This is a genomic window from Proteus penneri (assembly GCF_022369495.1).
Lineage (GTDB): Bacteria > Pseudomonadota > Gammaproteobacteria > Enterobacterales > Enterobacteriaceae > Proteus > Proteus penneri.
On the sequence record NZ_CP059690.1, the window covers coordinates 2,678,811 to 2,693,743 of the forward strand.

General features: G+C 38.7%; 13 protein-coding genes. 9 read left to right on the forward strand and 4 right to left on the reverse strand.

Annotated features, from left to right (window positions below):
• The first annotated feature begins 87 nt into the window (after nt 1-87).
• Complete coding sequence (rapA, locus tag H1225_RS12150; protein WP_006535966.1) at nt 88-2,991, forward strand: RNA polymerase-associated protein RapA; 2,904 nt, start codon at nt 88-90, stop codon at nt 2,989-2,991.
• 55 nt (nt 2,992-3,046) lie between these two features.
• Nucleotides 3,047-3,700: a bifunctional tRNA pseudouridine(32) synthase/23S rRNA pseudouridine(746) synthase RluA gene (gene rluA / locus H1225_RS12155; protein WP_006535967.1), complete on the forward strand. Its 654-nt coding sequence runs from the start codon at nt 3,047-3,049 to the stop codon at nt 3,698-3,700.
• A gap of 243 nt (nt 3,701-3,943) precedes the next feature.
• On the opposite strand, the gene djlA is transcribed toward rluA, so the two are convergent.
• Complete coding sequence (gene djlA / locus H1225_RS12160; RefSeq protein ID WP_239739136.1) at nt 3,944-4,744, reverse strand: co-chaperone DjlA; 801 nt, start codon at nt 4,742-4,744, stop codon at nt 3,944-3,946.
• A gap of 430 nt (nt 4,745-5,174) precedes the next feature.
• Between djlA and lptD the strand changes: the two genes are divergently transcribed.
• Genes lptD through apaH form a run of 6 tightly spaced genes read left to right on the forward strand, consistent with a single transcriptional unit; the run spans nt 5,175 to nt 11,958 of the window.
• On the forward strand, nt 5,175-7,544 hold the full coding sequence (lptD, locus tag H1225_RS12165) for an LPS assembly protein LptD (RefSeq protein WP_109848100.1): 2,370 nt from the start codon (nt 5,175-5,177) through the stop codon (nt 7,542-7,544).
• 50 nt (nt 7,545-7,594) lie between these two features.
• Nucleotides 7,595-8,932, forward strand: coding sequence for a peptidylprolyl isomerase SurA (surA, locus tag H1225_RS12170; protein ID WP_072064292.1), 1,338 nt, complete (start codon nt 7,595-7,597; stop codon nt 8,930-8,932).
• The gene (gene pdxA / locus H1225_RS12175; RefSeq protein ID WP_115065606.1) at nt 8,922-9,920 is read left to right on the forward strand and encodes a 4-hydroxythreonine-4-phosphate dehydrogenase PdxA; all 999 of its coding nucleotides are present in this window, start codon (nt 8,922-8,924) and stop codon (nt 9,918-9,920) included. The genes surA and pdxA overlap by 11 nt, the downstream gene beginning before the upstream one ends.
• The gene (gene rsmA, locus H1225_RS12180; protein ID WP_006535977.1) at nt 9,913-10,731 is read left to right on the forward strand and encodes a 16S rRNA (adenine(1518)-N(6)/adenine(1519)-N(6))-dimethyltransferase RsmA; all 819 of its coding nucleotides are present in this window, start codon (nt 9,913-9,915) and stop codon (nt 10,729-10,731) included. The genes pdxA and rsmA overlap by 8 nt, the downstream gene beginning before the upstream one ends.
• A 25-nt stretch (nt 10,732-10,756) precedes the next feature.
• Nucleotides 10,757-11,134 carry a Co2+/Mg2+ efflux protein ApaG gene (gene apaG / locus H1225_RS12185; protein WP_006535978.1) on the forward strand — a complete coding sequence of 126 codons (378 nt, stop codon included), beginning with the start codon at nt 10,757-10,759 and terminating at the stop codon, nt 11,132-11,134.
• Between the two features lie 2 nt (nt 11,135-11,136).
• Nucleotides 11,137-11,958, forward strand: coding sequence for a bis(5'-nucleosyl)-tetraphosphatase (symmetrical) ApaH (gene apaH / locus H1225_RS12190; protein ID WP_006535979.1), 822 nt, complete (start codon nt 11,137-11,139; stop codon nt 11,956-11,958).
• Between the two features lie 435 nt (nt 11,959-12,393).
• Here the strand turns inward: apaH and folA are convergent, their stop codons facing one another.
• Nucleotides 12,394-12,879, reverse strand: a complete 486-nt coding sequence (gene folA / locus H1225_RS12195) for a type 3 dihydrofolate reductase (RefSeq protein WP_006535980.1) — start codon at nt 12,877-12,879, stop codon at nt 12,394-12,396.
• A gap of 174 nt (nt 12,880-13,053) precedes the next feature.
• On the opposite strand from folA, the gene H1225_RS12200 reads away from it, so the two are divergent.
• Entirely contained in the window at nt 13,054-13,668 is a 615-nt protein-coding gene (locus H1225_RS12200; protein ID WP_161727488.1) for a LysE family translocator, read from the forward strand.
• A 44-nt stretch (nt 13,669-13,712) separates the two neighbouring features.
• Here the strand turns inward: H1225_RS12200 and H1225_RS12205 are convergent, their stop codons facing one another.
• The gene (locus tag H1225_RS12205; RefSeq protein ID WP_239739137.1) at nt 13,713-14,657 is read right to left on the reverse strand and encodes a hypothetical protein; all 945 of its coding nucleotides are present in this window, start codon (nt 14,655-14,657) and stop codon (nt 13,713-13,715) included.
• Between the two features lie 26 nt (nt 14,658-14,683).
• Nucleotides 14,684-14,854, reverse strand: a complete 171-nt coding sequence (locus H1225_RS12210) for a hypothetical protein (RefSeq protein ID WP_161748391.1) — start codon at nt 14,852-14,854, stop codon at nt 14,684-14,686.
• Between the last annotated feature and the right edge of the window lie 79 nt (nt 14,855-14,933).

Genomic DNA, 14,933 nt, shown 5'->3' on the forward strand with positions numbered 1-14,933 from the left:
TTATCCCGCAGATTTTAATGACAACACCGCAATACTGCATTCATTAATAATTCCTAAATTATATATTTGAGAGCTGAGTTTATATATATGCCTTTTACTCTTGGTCAACGTTGGATTAGCGATACTGAAAGCGAGCTTGGACTGGGTACTGTTGTGGCAGTTGATGCCCGCATGGTTACCTTACTTTTCCCCGCCTGTGGCGAAAACCGCCTTTACTCCCGTCATGATGCACCAATAACGCGGGTGATGTTCAATGCAGGGGATACCGTCACCAGTCACGAAGGCTGGAAACTCGCCATCGATAACGTTGTAGAAGATAATGGCCTTCTTATCTATCAAGGTGTACGTTTAGACACCGAAGAGCCCGCGCAATTACGTGAAGTGTTCTTAGATAACAAACTCACTTTTAATAAACCTCAAGATCGCCTTTTTGCAGGCCAAATCGACCGTATGGATCGCTTTGCCTTACGCTACCGCGCTCGTAAATTTATGAGCGAGCAGTTTAAGCAAGCTCAAAGTGGTTTACGTGGCATTCGTGCAAGCCTTATTCCTCATCAGCTTTATATCGCCAATGAAGTGGGTAAACGTCATAACCCTCGCGTATTATTAGCTGATGAAGTGGGTTTAGGTAAAACAATTGAAGCCGGTATGATTATCCACCAGCAATTAATGGATGGTCGTGCAGAGCGAGTGTTGATTATTGTGCCTGAAAGCTTACAACATCAGTGGTTAGTTGAAATGTTACGCCGTTTCAACCTACGTTTCTCTCTGTTTGATGATAGCCGTTATAGTGAATCTTTATTAGATAGCGATAACCCATTTGAAACAGAACAGATGATCATCTGCTCTTTAGATTTTGTGCGTAAAAATAAGCAACGTTTTGAACACTTGGTTGAAGCAACATGGGATATGCTGGTTGTCGATGAAGCCCATCACCTTGTTTGGAGTGAAGATGCACCAAGCCGTGAATATCAAGTAATTGAAGAGTTAGCTGAATCTATTCCTTCAGTGTTGCTATTAACCGCAACGCCTGAGCAGTTAGGCCAAGAAAGCCACTTCGCTCGTTTACGTCTGCTTGATCCAAACCGTTTCCATGACTACAACGAATTTATTAATGAGCAACAAAAATATCGCCCTGTTGCCGATGCTGTTACTATTTTGCTATCAGAAGATGATTTAAATACCGACCAACAAAATATCATCAGTGAAATGATCAGCGAGCAAGATGTTGAACCATTACTGAAAGCGGCAAATACCCAAGGCGAAGAACGCACCAAATCTCGCCAAGAACTTATCCATATGTTAATGGACAGACACGGAACGGGCCGTCTGTTATTCCGTAATACACGCTCTGGTGTGAAAGGTTTCCCAAATCGCGTACTTCACGCGATAAAAATGCCACTGCCAACACAATATCAAACAGCGATTAAAGTTGCTGAAATTATGGCAGCGAAAAAGAGCCTCGAAGTTCGTGCGAAAGAGATGCTCTATCCTGAACGTATTTACCAAGAATTCGAAGGTGAAAACGCAACATGGTGGAACTTTGACCCCCGTGTTGAATGGCTACTGGGTTTCTTAACGGCAAATCGCAATGAAAAAGTTCTAGTTATTTGTGCGCAAGCAGCAACTGCATTGCAGTTAGAGCAAGTTTTACGCGAGCGTGAAGGTATTCGTGCTGCCGTCTTCCATGAAGGTATGTCTTTACTTGAACGCGATCGCGCTGCAGCCTATTTCGCGTCCGAAGAAGAAGGTGCTCAAGTTCTGCTATGTTCAGAAATCGGCTCTGAAGGACGTAACTTCCAGTTTGCTAATCAACTGGTTATGTTTGATCTGCCGTTTAACCCTGATTTATTAGAACAACGTATTGGTCGTCTTGATCGTATTGGCCAAAATCGAGACATTGATATCAGCATTCCTTATCTGGAAGGTACGGCTCAATCTGTATTGTTGCGTTGGTATCACGAAGGCTTAGATGCCTTTGAACATACTTGCCCAACTGGTCGTACTATTTACGACAGTAAATATGATGCTCTCATCTCTTATCTTGCACAACCTAATGAATTAGCTGATTTTGATGAGTTTATTGCTGCTTGTCGTAAACAACATGATGAAATGAAGCTCAAACTTGAACAAGGTCGCGACCGCCTATTAGAGATGCATTCTAACGGTGGTGAAGTGGGTGTTGAATTAGCCGGTGAAATAGCCGCTCAAGATAACGATCCTGAGTTAGTGAACTTTGCACTGAATTTGTTTGATATCGTCGGTATTAATCAAGAAGATCGCAGTGATAGCTTAATTATTTTAACACCATCCGATCATATGTTAGTACCTGATTTCCCTGGCTTACCACAAGATGGTTGCACTATCACATTTGATAGAGAGCAAGCGCTATCTCGTGAAGATACCCAATTTATCAGTTGGGAACACCCCATTATCCGTAATGGCTTAGATTTAATTTTATCTGGTGATACAGGAAGTTGTGCCGTTTCTTTATTAAAAAATAAAGCCTTACCAGTGGGAACGCTGTTAGTTGAACTGATCTATGTCGTAGAAGCACAAGCACCTAAACATCTGCACTTAAGTCGTTTCTTACCGGCAACACCCGTTCGCTTATTACTTGATCTAAAAGGTAATAACCTAGCCTCTCAAGTTGAGTTTGAAAGTTTTAACCGCCAATTAAATGCGGTTAATCGTCATACTTCTAGCAAACTGGTCAATGCGGTACAGAGCGAAGTACACCATGTACTCAAAGCTTCTGAACCGTTAATGGAAATCGAAGCGAAAGGACTGATTCAAAAAGCGAAAGAAGAAGCTGATCGCGTACTAACTCATGAATTATCGCGCTTAGAAGCTTTACGTGCGGTAAACCCAAATATTCGTGATGATGAAGTCGAAGCCATTGAAAATGAACGAGCTCATATTCTTAACCATTTAGATGAAGCAACGTGGCGTTTAGATTCAATTCGCCTCATTGTTGTTACCCACCAATAATCACCGTTAAAGCGGGGAGTATTCTACTCCCCGTTGTTTTGATGAGATATCCACCATGATGGAAGTGTATAACCCGCCGACAGATCCTTGGTTACATGTTTTATATCAAGATGAGCATATTATTGCCGTCAATAAACCCAGCGGATTACTGTCAGTGCCGGGCAAAGCGCCCGAGCATAACGACAGTATTATGTCGCGCATTAAAGCTGAGTTTCCTAATGCTGAATGTGTACATCGCCTTGATATGGCAACCAGTGGCGTTATCGTTGTGGCACTAAATAAAGAAGCAGAGCGTGAGCTAAAGCGTCAGTTTCGTGAACGTGAACCCAAAAAAACCTATATTGCACGCGTTTGGGGACATGTCGAAAAAGAAGAAGGATTGGTTGATTTACCTTTGATTTGCGATTGGCCTAATCGACCAAAACAAAAAGTCTGTCATGAAACAGGAAAAGCGGCGCAAACTTTTTATGAAGTGCTGGAATATGAAGAGAATGCAACAAGAGTGAAACTCTCACCAATTACGGGGCGTTCACATCAATTGCGGGTACATATGTTAGCGTTGGGGCATCCTATTTTAGGGGATCGCTTTTATGCACATCCGCAGGCAAGAGCGATGGCACCTCGCCTGCAATTACATGCTCAGGAATTATTTATTACGCATCCTGCTTTTCGATCCCCGATACATTTTGAATGCCTTGCCGATTTTTAATGTCTTATGACACTAAAACAGTCACTGAACTCAATGAAGCAAGGAGCAAGCAAAGCGCTAATCCCATAACCCCAACAAGAACACGGACGTTTGACATGGATATAGTTCCTTTTTTAAGAGAAGAGAGAATGAAATAATTAAATTTCACTTATATTTTACCGTGATAAATAATAAACTCAACTCAGTCTAAGTTATCTCTATCACGAAATAATTCTCTCTTTTCTCATCTTCTTTTACAAGATGTTAACGAAATCCTTTTTCTTTTTTTATCAAATCGTAAGCAACTTGTATAGACTGTGCTTTTTGTTTTGCTATTTCCATCATTTCTGGTGGCAAACCTTTCGCTACAAGTTTATCTGGATGATGCTCTCCCATTAATTTTCTATAAGCTCTCTTTATAGTTTTAACATCATCATTTTCATCGACGCCGAGTACCTTACATGCATCCGAGAGCGTAGGGCCTTGAGGGTGAGGCTGATAGCCCTGTCCATTTTGATAATGAAAATTCTGACCAGCCTGCATCATTGCTAATATATGCTCAAAATGCGCACGAGAAAAACCAAGCTCATCAATGATGATAAACAGCATTTTTCTTTCATTTGGATGCAGTTGGCCATCCGCAAAAGCAGCTTGTAATTGGATTTCCAGAAACATCTGAAGTAAGTCACGGCGCCCAACACAAATTTGTCTAACACGTTGCAATGTGGCTCTTAATGGAAAATCAGGTGATTTACCTTCTCTAAAAGCTTGTTGTGCAGCTTGGCGACCGACACCATGCAGATTCATGCGATCCATCAATTCATTGGCAAGTGAGATATCAGTTTGAGTCACTCGCCCTTTTGATTTTGTTAAATGCCCTAAAACTTGGAAGGTTGCAGCAAAGAAAAAAGCTTGTCTATCACGCGTATAGCGACCACCACTTCCTAATTTACTTCGTTGCATGTCATAGAGATGCCCAAGAAAAACACCAATAACAATGCCCCAAAAGCCTATTCCAGCAAAACTACCGATGGTAAGGCCTAATAATTTTCCCCAATAGCGCATAGACTCCTCAAATCTTCGATGCTCTGCCTGCAATTTTGCATTATCATACTATTCATTTGCTTGCACACCTAACACCAAGCAACCTCTAAATAAACTTTTTCTTAAAATAAAGAGATTTGCTGTGTCTCTTTGGACAGAGGTAATGCTGTTTTCGTTTAAACTGTGTTAAAGTAAAATGAGTGACCAAACAAATAATTTTAGCGTTGTTATACAGCACGAAATACCGCATCAGCGCGGTGTTTTTTTGTTTCTAATAAGGCTATAACACTATTTCAACACAGAAACATCGAAAAAATGGGAATTAGACCTATTTTTCGGTTACCGTTAGAACAATGTTCAGAACGTTGGGCTGGTGTCGCATAACTCCCTGCGTTAGTTTCTAGCTGTTTATCAGCACGAAGCCACTGATGACGGAAGCACATAAATACTTATGAAAAAAAGTTATCCCACACTGCTGGCCACCCTAGTTTGGGCCACAATATATGGTCAGCCTGCTTATGCTGATCTTGCCTCCCAATGTTTACTGGGAGTTCCTGTTTATAATAAACCGTTAGTACAAGGCGATCCCAACAGCTTGCCAGTCACTATCACTGCAAATGATATGCAAGGTGAATATCCTCGCATGATCAAATATAAAGGTGATGTTGATATTAAACAGGGCAACCAAACCTTAAGTGCAGACAGTGTTGAACTAACACAAACTGAGGGAGAAACACCATTAAGAATGGTCACAGCAACGGGAAATGTCTCTTATGATGATCCTCAAATCATCTTAAAAGGGCCTCGCGCTTGGTCTAATCTTAATAATAAAGATACGGATATCGAACAAGGTAATTACCAAATGGTTGGCCGCCAAGGCCGTGGTTACGCAAATAAAATGCAAATGCGTGGCGAAAATCGCTATACCATTATGGATAAAGGTATGTTCACTTCTTGTTTACCGGGAGATGATAGCTGGAGCGTTGTCGGCTCAGAGGTTATTTTAGACCGTGAAGAGCAAGTTGCTGAAATCTGGAATGCACGTTTTCGCGTCGCTAATGTGCCTATCTTTTATAGTCCTTACCTTCAATTACCGATTGGCGATAAACGTCGCTCTGGTTTCTTAATTCCTAACGGAAGCTATTCTCGTAGCTCAGGCTTTGATTTCCAATTACCTTATTATTGGAATATTGCCCCTAATTATGATGCCACCATTACAACCAACTATATCAGTCGTCGTGGTTTAAAATTAGATAACGAATTCCGTTATTTAACAACCCCAGGACGCGGTACCATCGCGGTAGATTGGATCAATCACGATAGCCAATACAATAAAGACAAAGAAGAAAATAAAGCAGGCTATCTTCCTCGTGACACCGCTACACGTTGGTTATTCTACTGGGGCCACAGTGGTGTTATGAACAATGTGTGGCGATTTAATATCGATTATACAAAAGTAAGTGATAATAAATACTTCACTGATTTCACCTCTCAATACGGTAATACGACTGATGGTTATGCGACTCAGAAATTTAGTACGGGTTATGCACAACAGAACTGGAATGCCACATTAACCACTAAACAGTTCCAAATTTTCTCTGATAATAAAGATGCAAAAGCTTATCGTGCCGAACCCCAGCTTGATCTGAATTATTATAAGAATGATATCGGGCCATTTGATTTCCGAACTTATGCTCAATTTGCGCGTTTCACCAGCGTGGGTGATAACACGCCTGAAGCAAATCGTTTCCATATTGAGCCAACAATATCCTTACCTTTATCAACTGGTTGGGCTAGCTTTAATAATGAATTGAAAGTAATGGCAACTCATTACGATCAAGATATTCCTGATGCGTATAAGCAAAAGAACCCTAATCAATTAGACGATAATGTAAACCGTGTACTACCACAGTTTAAATCTGATATGAAAGTGGTTTTCGAACGCCAATATCAAACCAATAATATTACACAGACCCTCGAACCTCGTGTGCAATATCTTTATGTCCCTTATAAAGACCAATCTAACATCAACAACTTTGACTCTGCATTATTACAGTCAAACTATGGCGGATTATTCCGCGACAGAATGTACGGGGGTCTAGACCGTGTTGCCTCTGCAAACCAATTCACCACAGGGGTAACTTCGCGTTTTTATGATAGCGAATTAGTTGAACGTTTTAACGTTTCTATAGGTCAAATCTACTTCTTTGAACGTCCAAGAACCGGTCCATCATCTATTGGTGAAATAATTAACAGTAAAGATGAAAGTGGCTCTATGGTCTGGGCGGGTGATGCTTATTGGCGTATCACTGATACCGTAGGTATGCGCGGAGGTTTACAGTATGACCGTCGTTTAGGTAGCGTCTCAATGGGTGATGCTATAATGGAATATCGTGCCGATAGTGATCATCTTTTACAGTTGAGCTATCGCTATGTGGATCGCGATTATATTCAAGCAACACGTGTTCGCCCTTATGATGGAAAAATGCAACCACTACCTGAATACCAAAAAGGTATTTCTCAAGTCGGCGTGGTCGGTAGTTGGCCATTAGCCGAACGTTGGGGCCTTGTGGGATCATATTACTTTGATACCAAAGAATCAGAGCCTGTTAGCCAAATGGTTGGTCTACAATACAACACGTGTTGCTGGGCTGTGAATGTGGGTTATGAACGAAAAATTGTTGGTTGGAAAGTTGACCACAGCGATATTGATAATAAATGGTCTGTCAATGTGGAACTCAGAGGCCTAAGTAACAATCATAGTTTGGGTAGCCAGAAAATGCTTGAACGCGGTATCTTACCTTATCAAAGAGCATTCTGATTTAATCAGACTACGGAATTGGCTGAATAAATATGTCATCCCGCAACAAGATGCGGAAAACACATAATGGGAAACTTATGAAAAATTGGAAAACGCTGTTTATCGGCTTAATGATCACGGTCGGTGCAGCTACCAGCTCAACAACATTTGCTGCACAAGAATTAAACCGTGTATCGGCTATCGTCAATAACGGTGTCGTTCTAGAAAGTGACGTTAATAGAATGCTACAGACTGTCAAAATGAACGCAAAAAATGCGGGTCAAGAAATGCCAGATGAGCAAGTTCTTCGCCAACAAATTCTAGAGCGTTTGGTGATGGATAACATCATTTTGCAAATGGCACAACAAATGCAAATTGATATTCCTGATGCCGCAGTAGAATCGACAATTCAGGGTATTGCTGCTGAAAATAAACTTTCACTAGATCAATTGAAAAAACGTCTCGCAGCGGATGGTATTTCTTACAACGATTATCGCCAAGATATTCGTAAAGAGATGATGCTAGCCGAAGTTCGTAACAATGAAGTGCGTCGCCGTATTACTATTTTACCTCAAGAAGTTGATTCTCTTGCTAAACAAATTGAAGGCCAAGCAAGCCAACGTGTTGATCTCAACCTAAGCCACATCTTAATTCCATTATCAGAAAATCCTGCACCAGCTGAAATAGAAAAAGCCCAGCAAGTCATTACTCGCATTATGAATCAGCTAAAAAATGGTACAGATTTTGGTAAATTAGCTGCAACTTATTCTGCTGATCCACAAGCTTTAAATGGCGGTAATATGGGCTGGGCATCTATTGATGAATTACCAACGCTATTTGCGAAAGAGTTGACAAATGCGCAAAAAGGCCAAATCGTAGGACCTATTCACTCTGGTGTTGGCTTACACATTATCAAAGTAAACGATATTCGTGGTGGCTCTAATACCCTCTCTGTTACGGAAGTTAAAAGCCGTCATATTCTGCTAAAAAGCTCACCAATCATGAGTGATGAGCAAGCCTATGCCAAGTTACAGCAAATCTCTGCCGATATTCGCAGTGGTAAAATAACTTTTGCTGATGCTGCAAGAGAGTACTCTGAAGATCCAGGTTCAGCATTGCGTGGCGGTGAGTTAGGATGGTCAATGCCTGATGTTTACGATCCTGCATTCCGTGATGCGTTAATGCGCTTAAATAAAAACGAATTAAGCCAACCTGTTCGCTCAAATTTTGGCTGGCATTTAATTGAATTAGAAGACACCCGTAGTGTTGATAAAACAGATGCCGCTAATAAAGAACAAGCATACCGTTTACTCTTCAACCGTAAATTTAATGAAGAAGTACAAAACTGGATGCAAGAGCTACGAGTAGGGGCTTATGTGAAAATAATGAACGAGAATAATGCAAACTAAGCAAATAAAACCACTTGTTATCACCCCCGGCGAACCAGCCGGGGTTGGTCCTGACCTAATTATCTCATTAGCACAAATGAGTTGGGATTTACCTTGGGTTGTTTGTGCTGATCCTCAGTTACTTAAAACAAGAGCAGAATTGTTAAACCTGCCTCTTTCATTAGTTGAATACGATCCTGCCACACCACCTAAAACACACACACCAAGCCAAATTTGTGTACTCCCAATCACACTTCACACCAATGTCATTCCAAGTACATTAGATGCGCGCAATGGATTATACGTTGTAGAAACATTAGCTCGTGCTTGTGATGGTTGCCTAAACGGTGAATTTGCAGCACTCGTGACGGGGCCGGTTCATAAAGGCATAATCAATGATGCAGGTGTGCATTTTACTGGACACACCGAGTTTTTTGCTGATCGTAGCCACTGTGAACGTGTTGTCATGATGCTAGCAACAGATACATTAAGAGTTGCATTAGCAACCACACATTTGCCTCTGCGAGATGTCGCTGATGCAATTACAGGCGAGCTTCTGCATGAAATTATCACTATTTTAAACCACGATTTAAAAACCAAATTTGGCATAGCAGAACCTCAAATCTACGTTTGTGGCCTTAATCCTCATGCGGGAGAAAGCGGTCATATGGGACGTGAAGAAATTGATATTATTGAGCCTGCATTAGCACAATTACGTCAGCAAGGCGTTCATCTTCATGGACCTTATCCTGCTGATACTTTATTTCAACCAAAATATTTAACACATGCTGATGCGGTACTTGCGATGTATCACGATCAGGGATTACCTGTGCTAAAATATGAAGGTTTCGGTCGCGCCGTGAATATCACTCTCGGTCTTCCTTTTATCCGTACTTCTGTTGATCATGGCACTGCCCTTGAGCTTGCAGGTACGAAAAGCGCAGATGCTGGCAGTTTTTGCACCGCATTAAATTTAGCCATTAATATGATACAAAATTGTAATGAATAATAGAGTCCATCAGGGGCACTTTGCCCGCAAACGCTTCGGGCAGAACTTTTTAACAGACAGCTATATTATTGAAAGTATTGTTGAATCCATTTACCCTCAACCTGGTCAAGCCATTGTTGAAATTGGCCCTGGTTTAGGAGCAATTACAGAGCCAGTAGGCGCAAGAATGGATAAAATGACGGTTGTAGAAATTGACCGTGATTTAGCCGCTCGTTTAGAAGTTCATCCTACATTAAAAGACAAGCTGACCATTATTCAGCAAGATGCAATGACGATCGATTTTGCACAATTAGCAAAAGAGCGTCAGCAGCCTCTGCGTGTTTTTGGTAACTTGCCTTATAACATTTCTACACCACTCATGTTCCACTTATTCAGTTTTGCCGACGCAATCTCTGATATGACATTTATGTTGCAAAAAGAGGTGGTTAATCGCCTTGTTGCGGGTCACGGTAGCAAAACTTATGGTCGCTTAAGTGTGATGGCGCAATATTATTGCCAAATCATCCCTGTACTTGAAGTTCCACCAACTTCATTTAAACCTGCACCTAAAGTTGATTCAGCGGTTGTTCGTTTGATCCCTTATAAAGAAAAACCATACCCAGTAACGGATATTGCAATGCTTAGCCGTATTACCGCTCAAGCATTCAATCAACGCCGTAAAACACTACGCAATAGCTTAGGTGGATTACTCACAGCAGAAGATATGATAGCACTTGATATCGACCCAACAGCAAGAGCTGAAAATATCTCTGTTGAGCAATATTGCAAAGTGGCAAACTGGTTATCGCAAAAGCAAGACTCACAAGCATAAGATAAAGCCAGAGACAGGAGGCACTATGTTCACCTCATCAAAAGTGGCGATACAGGTACAAAGCGTTTACATTGAAAGCCAATCATCTCCTGAAGATGAACGATATGTTTTTGCTTATACCATATCAATTCATAATTTGAATAAATGTGCAATTCGCCTCCTGCGCCGCTATTGGTTAATCACCAATGCACAAGGTAATACCACTGAAGTTCGAGGTGAAGGTGTTGTCGGCGAACAGCCCCTTATCGAGCCAGGCACACAATACCGCTATACCAGCGGAGCCGTTCTTGAAACACCAATGGGAACAATGGAAGGTCATTATGAAATGATTGACACTGATGGTCGATTATTTCAAATCGAGATCCCTGTTTTCCGCCTTGCACTCCCAACATTGATAAACTAACTATGGCAACTTATTTAATTGGTGACATTCATGGTTGTTACCGTGAATTGCGCCACCTTCTTGATAAAGTCAGTTTCGAGCCAGCACAAGATACATTATGGTTAACGGGAGATCTTGTTGCACGAGGCCCTGACTCACTTGAAGTACTGCGCTTTGTAAAAAGTTTAGGCAATTCACTAAAGCTCGTCTTGGGCAATCATGATCTTCATCTTTTAGGTGTATTTGCAAAAATTAGTCGCAATAAACCAAGAGATAAGCTGAATGACTTACTTAATGCACCTGATGCAGATGAATTAATTAATTGGTTAAGACGTCAACCTGTATTGCAAATTGATGAAGACAAGAAAATCATCATGGCTCATGCTGGGATCACGCCACAATGGGATTTAGAAACAGCCAAAATGTGTGCGCGTGAAGTTGAAGCTATTTTAAGTAGTGATAGCTACCCTTTATTTATTAACTCAATGTATGGCGATTTACCAAACAATTGGTCACCAGAACTTTCGGGACTAGCACGATTACGCTTCAGTACTAATGCACTCACTCGTATGCGTTACTGCTTTCCCAATGGTCAGCTCGATATGATTTGTAAAGATAAACCACAAGACGCACCAGCACCATTAAAGCCTTGGTTCGATTTACCAAGCCAGTTACCTGAAGGTTATAGTATTGTATTTGGGCATTGGGCCTCTCTTGAAGGAAAAGGCACTCCTGATAATGTTTATGCATTAGATACGGGATGTTGCTGGGGTGGTAATCTCACTTGTTTACGTTGGGAAGACAAACAATATTTCACTCAATCTAGCCTATCAGCCCCCAAATAACGCACTTATTATCCCTTTACTTCTTCTTGCGCAAAATGGCGACATTGCCTTTTGCGCTATGTCGATTTTATCCTCACATATAACTTAATGACTCTTTTTTATTCTAAAGAGAACGTTTTATACACAAAAACGAACACCTTAAAATACCCATAAATTTAATCATTAATAATCAATAAGTTATTTTTTTTCATAGTAAAATAAGTATCAAAAAATACGATATTGGGAATAAAAAACCTCTATATTGATTAATATCTCATATATTATTCTTATAAAATGAATTTATTAAAATATAAATAATGATTAGCTTAAAATAAATCTCTGTTTATAAAAAATATTTAAGTAGAATAATAAATCTTGCTTCTTATTATTTTTATATGAATAAAATAGGAATAATAAAAAGGGAGATATTTAATCTCCCTTTTTATTTAATTCTTGTTATTTTCTTCTTTTTAATATTTCGAAGCAGTAGTTATGAGAGTTATTTTCATCTGCTTCATGATATTCCATAAAAGTAGAATCCCACTCATCAGGCTCATAATCTGGGAATGTTGTATCACCGATGACTTCAGCATCGATGTGAGTTAGATAAAGTGTATTTGCCATAGGCAGAAATTGCTCATACACTTTACCGCCTCCTATAACCATGATTTCATCATGATTTTCAGCAGCTTGCAAAGCTTCTTCTACAGACTTCACCCAAACAACTTCACTATCTGTTCCTGGTTGGCTACTTAACACAATATTGAGACGATTCGGTAAAGGACGACCAATAGATTCATAAGTCACCCGGCCCATAATAACGGGTTTATTTAGCGTATTCTTTTTAAACCATGCGAGGTCACCCGGTAATGTCCAAGGCATTGCCTTTTCCATACCAATAATGCGATCCATCGCTAATGCTGCGATTAAACTAATATTCATTTACACACCTACGGGTAAAGATGGGAAAAAACTGCTCACACTATACGTAAAGCTAAAACCTGAGTCGATACAAATTATGCTTCCTTGATAATAAATAATTGCTTTATACTCGAAGTGTTAACTTAATCATATAAGATTCAATCATTATAATATTGTTATATACAAGGCGCTATTATGCTTGAAACTTCTTTAGTTGTTTTTACAATTGCTTTACTCGGTATGATCTCACCAGGTCCTGACTTTTTTCTCGTTGTAAAAAATGCGGCGCGTTATCAACGATCTGCAGCAATGATGACTGCAATGGGGATTGTGGCAGCATTACTTGTGCATATGTCATATTGTGTTGCAGGTATTGCCGTTCTTATCACCACAACACCTTGGCTCTTTTCTATTTTAAAATATGCAGGTGCTGTTTATTTGCTATGGATTGGTTTTCAAAGTTTGCTCTCAAAATCTAATCATTCGATTGATGAAAAAACAGCACAACATTCACAAATCAGTTTTAAGAAAGCTTTTATACAAGGTTTTCTCTGTAATTTACTCAACCCTAAAGCCACTTTGTTCTTTCTTGCCGTTTTCACTCAGGTATTAAGTATCGATTCAAGCATCGGTGAAAAATTATGGTATGCCTTTATTATTTGGGGATTAGCTGTCGTTTATTGGCCTTTGCTCGTTTTATTAATTCAAAGTGCACCAGTGAGAAAAGTACTCAATAAAATCCAAAAAAGTATTGATAAAGTTTTAGGTGTGGTACTGATTGGATTAGGTATTAAAGTGGCATTGAGTTAAATAAAAACCTCTTTGATAAGATTTATTAGAGAGGTATAACTCATTTATAATAAATTTAAACTCCAATCATTATCACTCTTTAAACAATCAATAATATCTAGTAAAACCCTTTCGTTCTCAAGATAATTAGAGTTATTTTTCATTTTAATTAAAATAAAGTCATAGTTATCCCTAATAACACTCGCTATATTGTTTTTCATTTCATCACTGCTTATATTTTTACTAAAAAAATTCTTTATTTTTCGATTATAATCAGATATAAAGCATTCATCCCCTGCTGTTTTTTCTTTTTCTTTAATAATGTCCTCGTATTCTAACACGCCAGACCCAAGCATATTGTCCACAAATTCCTTGACACCTTCATTATTTTTTAATTTATTTATTAAGAGATTTATTATCAACTTTCTAAAACTATCATTATTATAATTTCCAACATTATATTTCACTACTTTATCCATAAAACATTTAGCAATATTTATAATGAAATTTTTCTCCATTTCTATCGAGTAAATATCATGCATTGTATTAACTAAATACATTATTGAATTACCTAATTTATTAGATCCTTTTCCATCAATCTCTTTACAAGCATAATTCAATGCCATATCAATACGTTGTATATAGTTAAAATTAATATAATCTAGCATACTAGTGTATTCTAAATTATGTTTATTAAATGGCTCAAATTTTTCTTTTTGATAATTATTAATCACATCTAGAGAGATCCTCATTATAGTAATAAAGTCGCCTTTTGTTTTAGATTTTTCATAAAGGTAATTTTGTATTATCTTTTTTGCACTATCATTATAGCCATTTTCTATTGCAATATTTAAACTTAAAAAAAACGAATCCAAATATTTATTATTAATGCTAACGAAGTCTGAATTTATTAAATTATTATTTTTGAATTCTATTTTTTCACACCCCACCAAAAGAGTAGATAAATTATTTAATCTATCATGTTGATCTAAATTTAATAAATAAGTCAAACTAGTCTTAATATTAAATATTTTCTTTATAAAAAAGATATTTTAGATAAAAAGCTTTTCTTCTCCTCTCTTACATAAAAGCTACTGAAACTATTTGAAATACTATTAATTGAATTTTTTATTTTCTTTTTTTCTTTTCTATCTATATTGAAATCTGTTATTGGTGTAGCTTGAGTACAATAATCCATTATCTTCATAATAACTCCTTATTTCATAGTAGAATAATTCTCTTTTTATCTATATATTCATACCGAAAAAAGCCCTTATTGCTAAGGG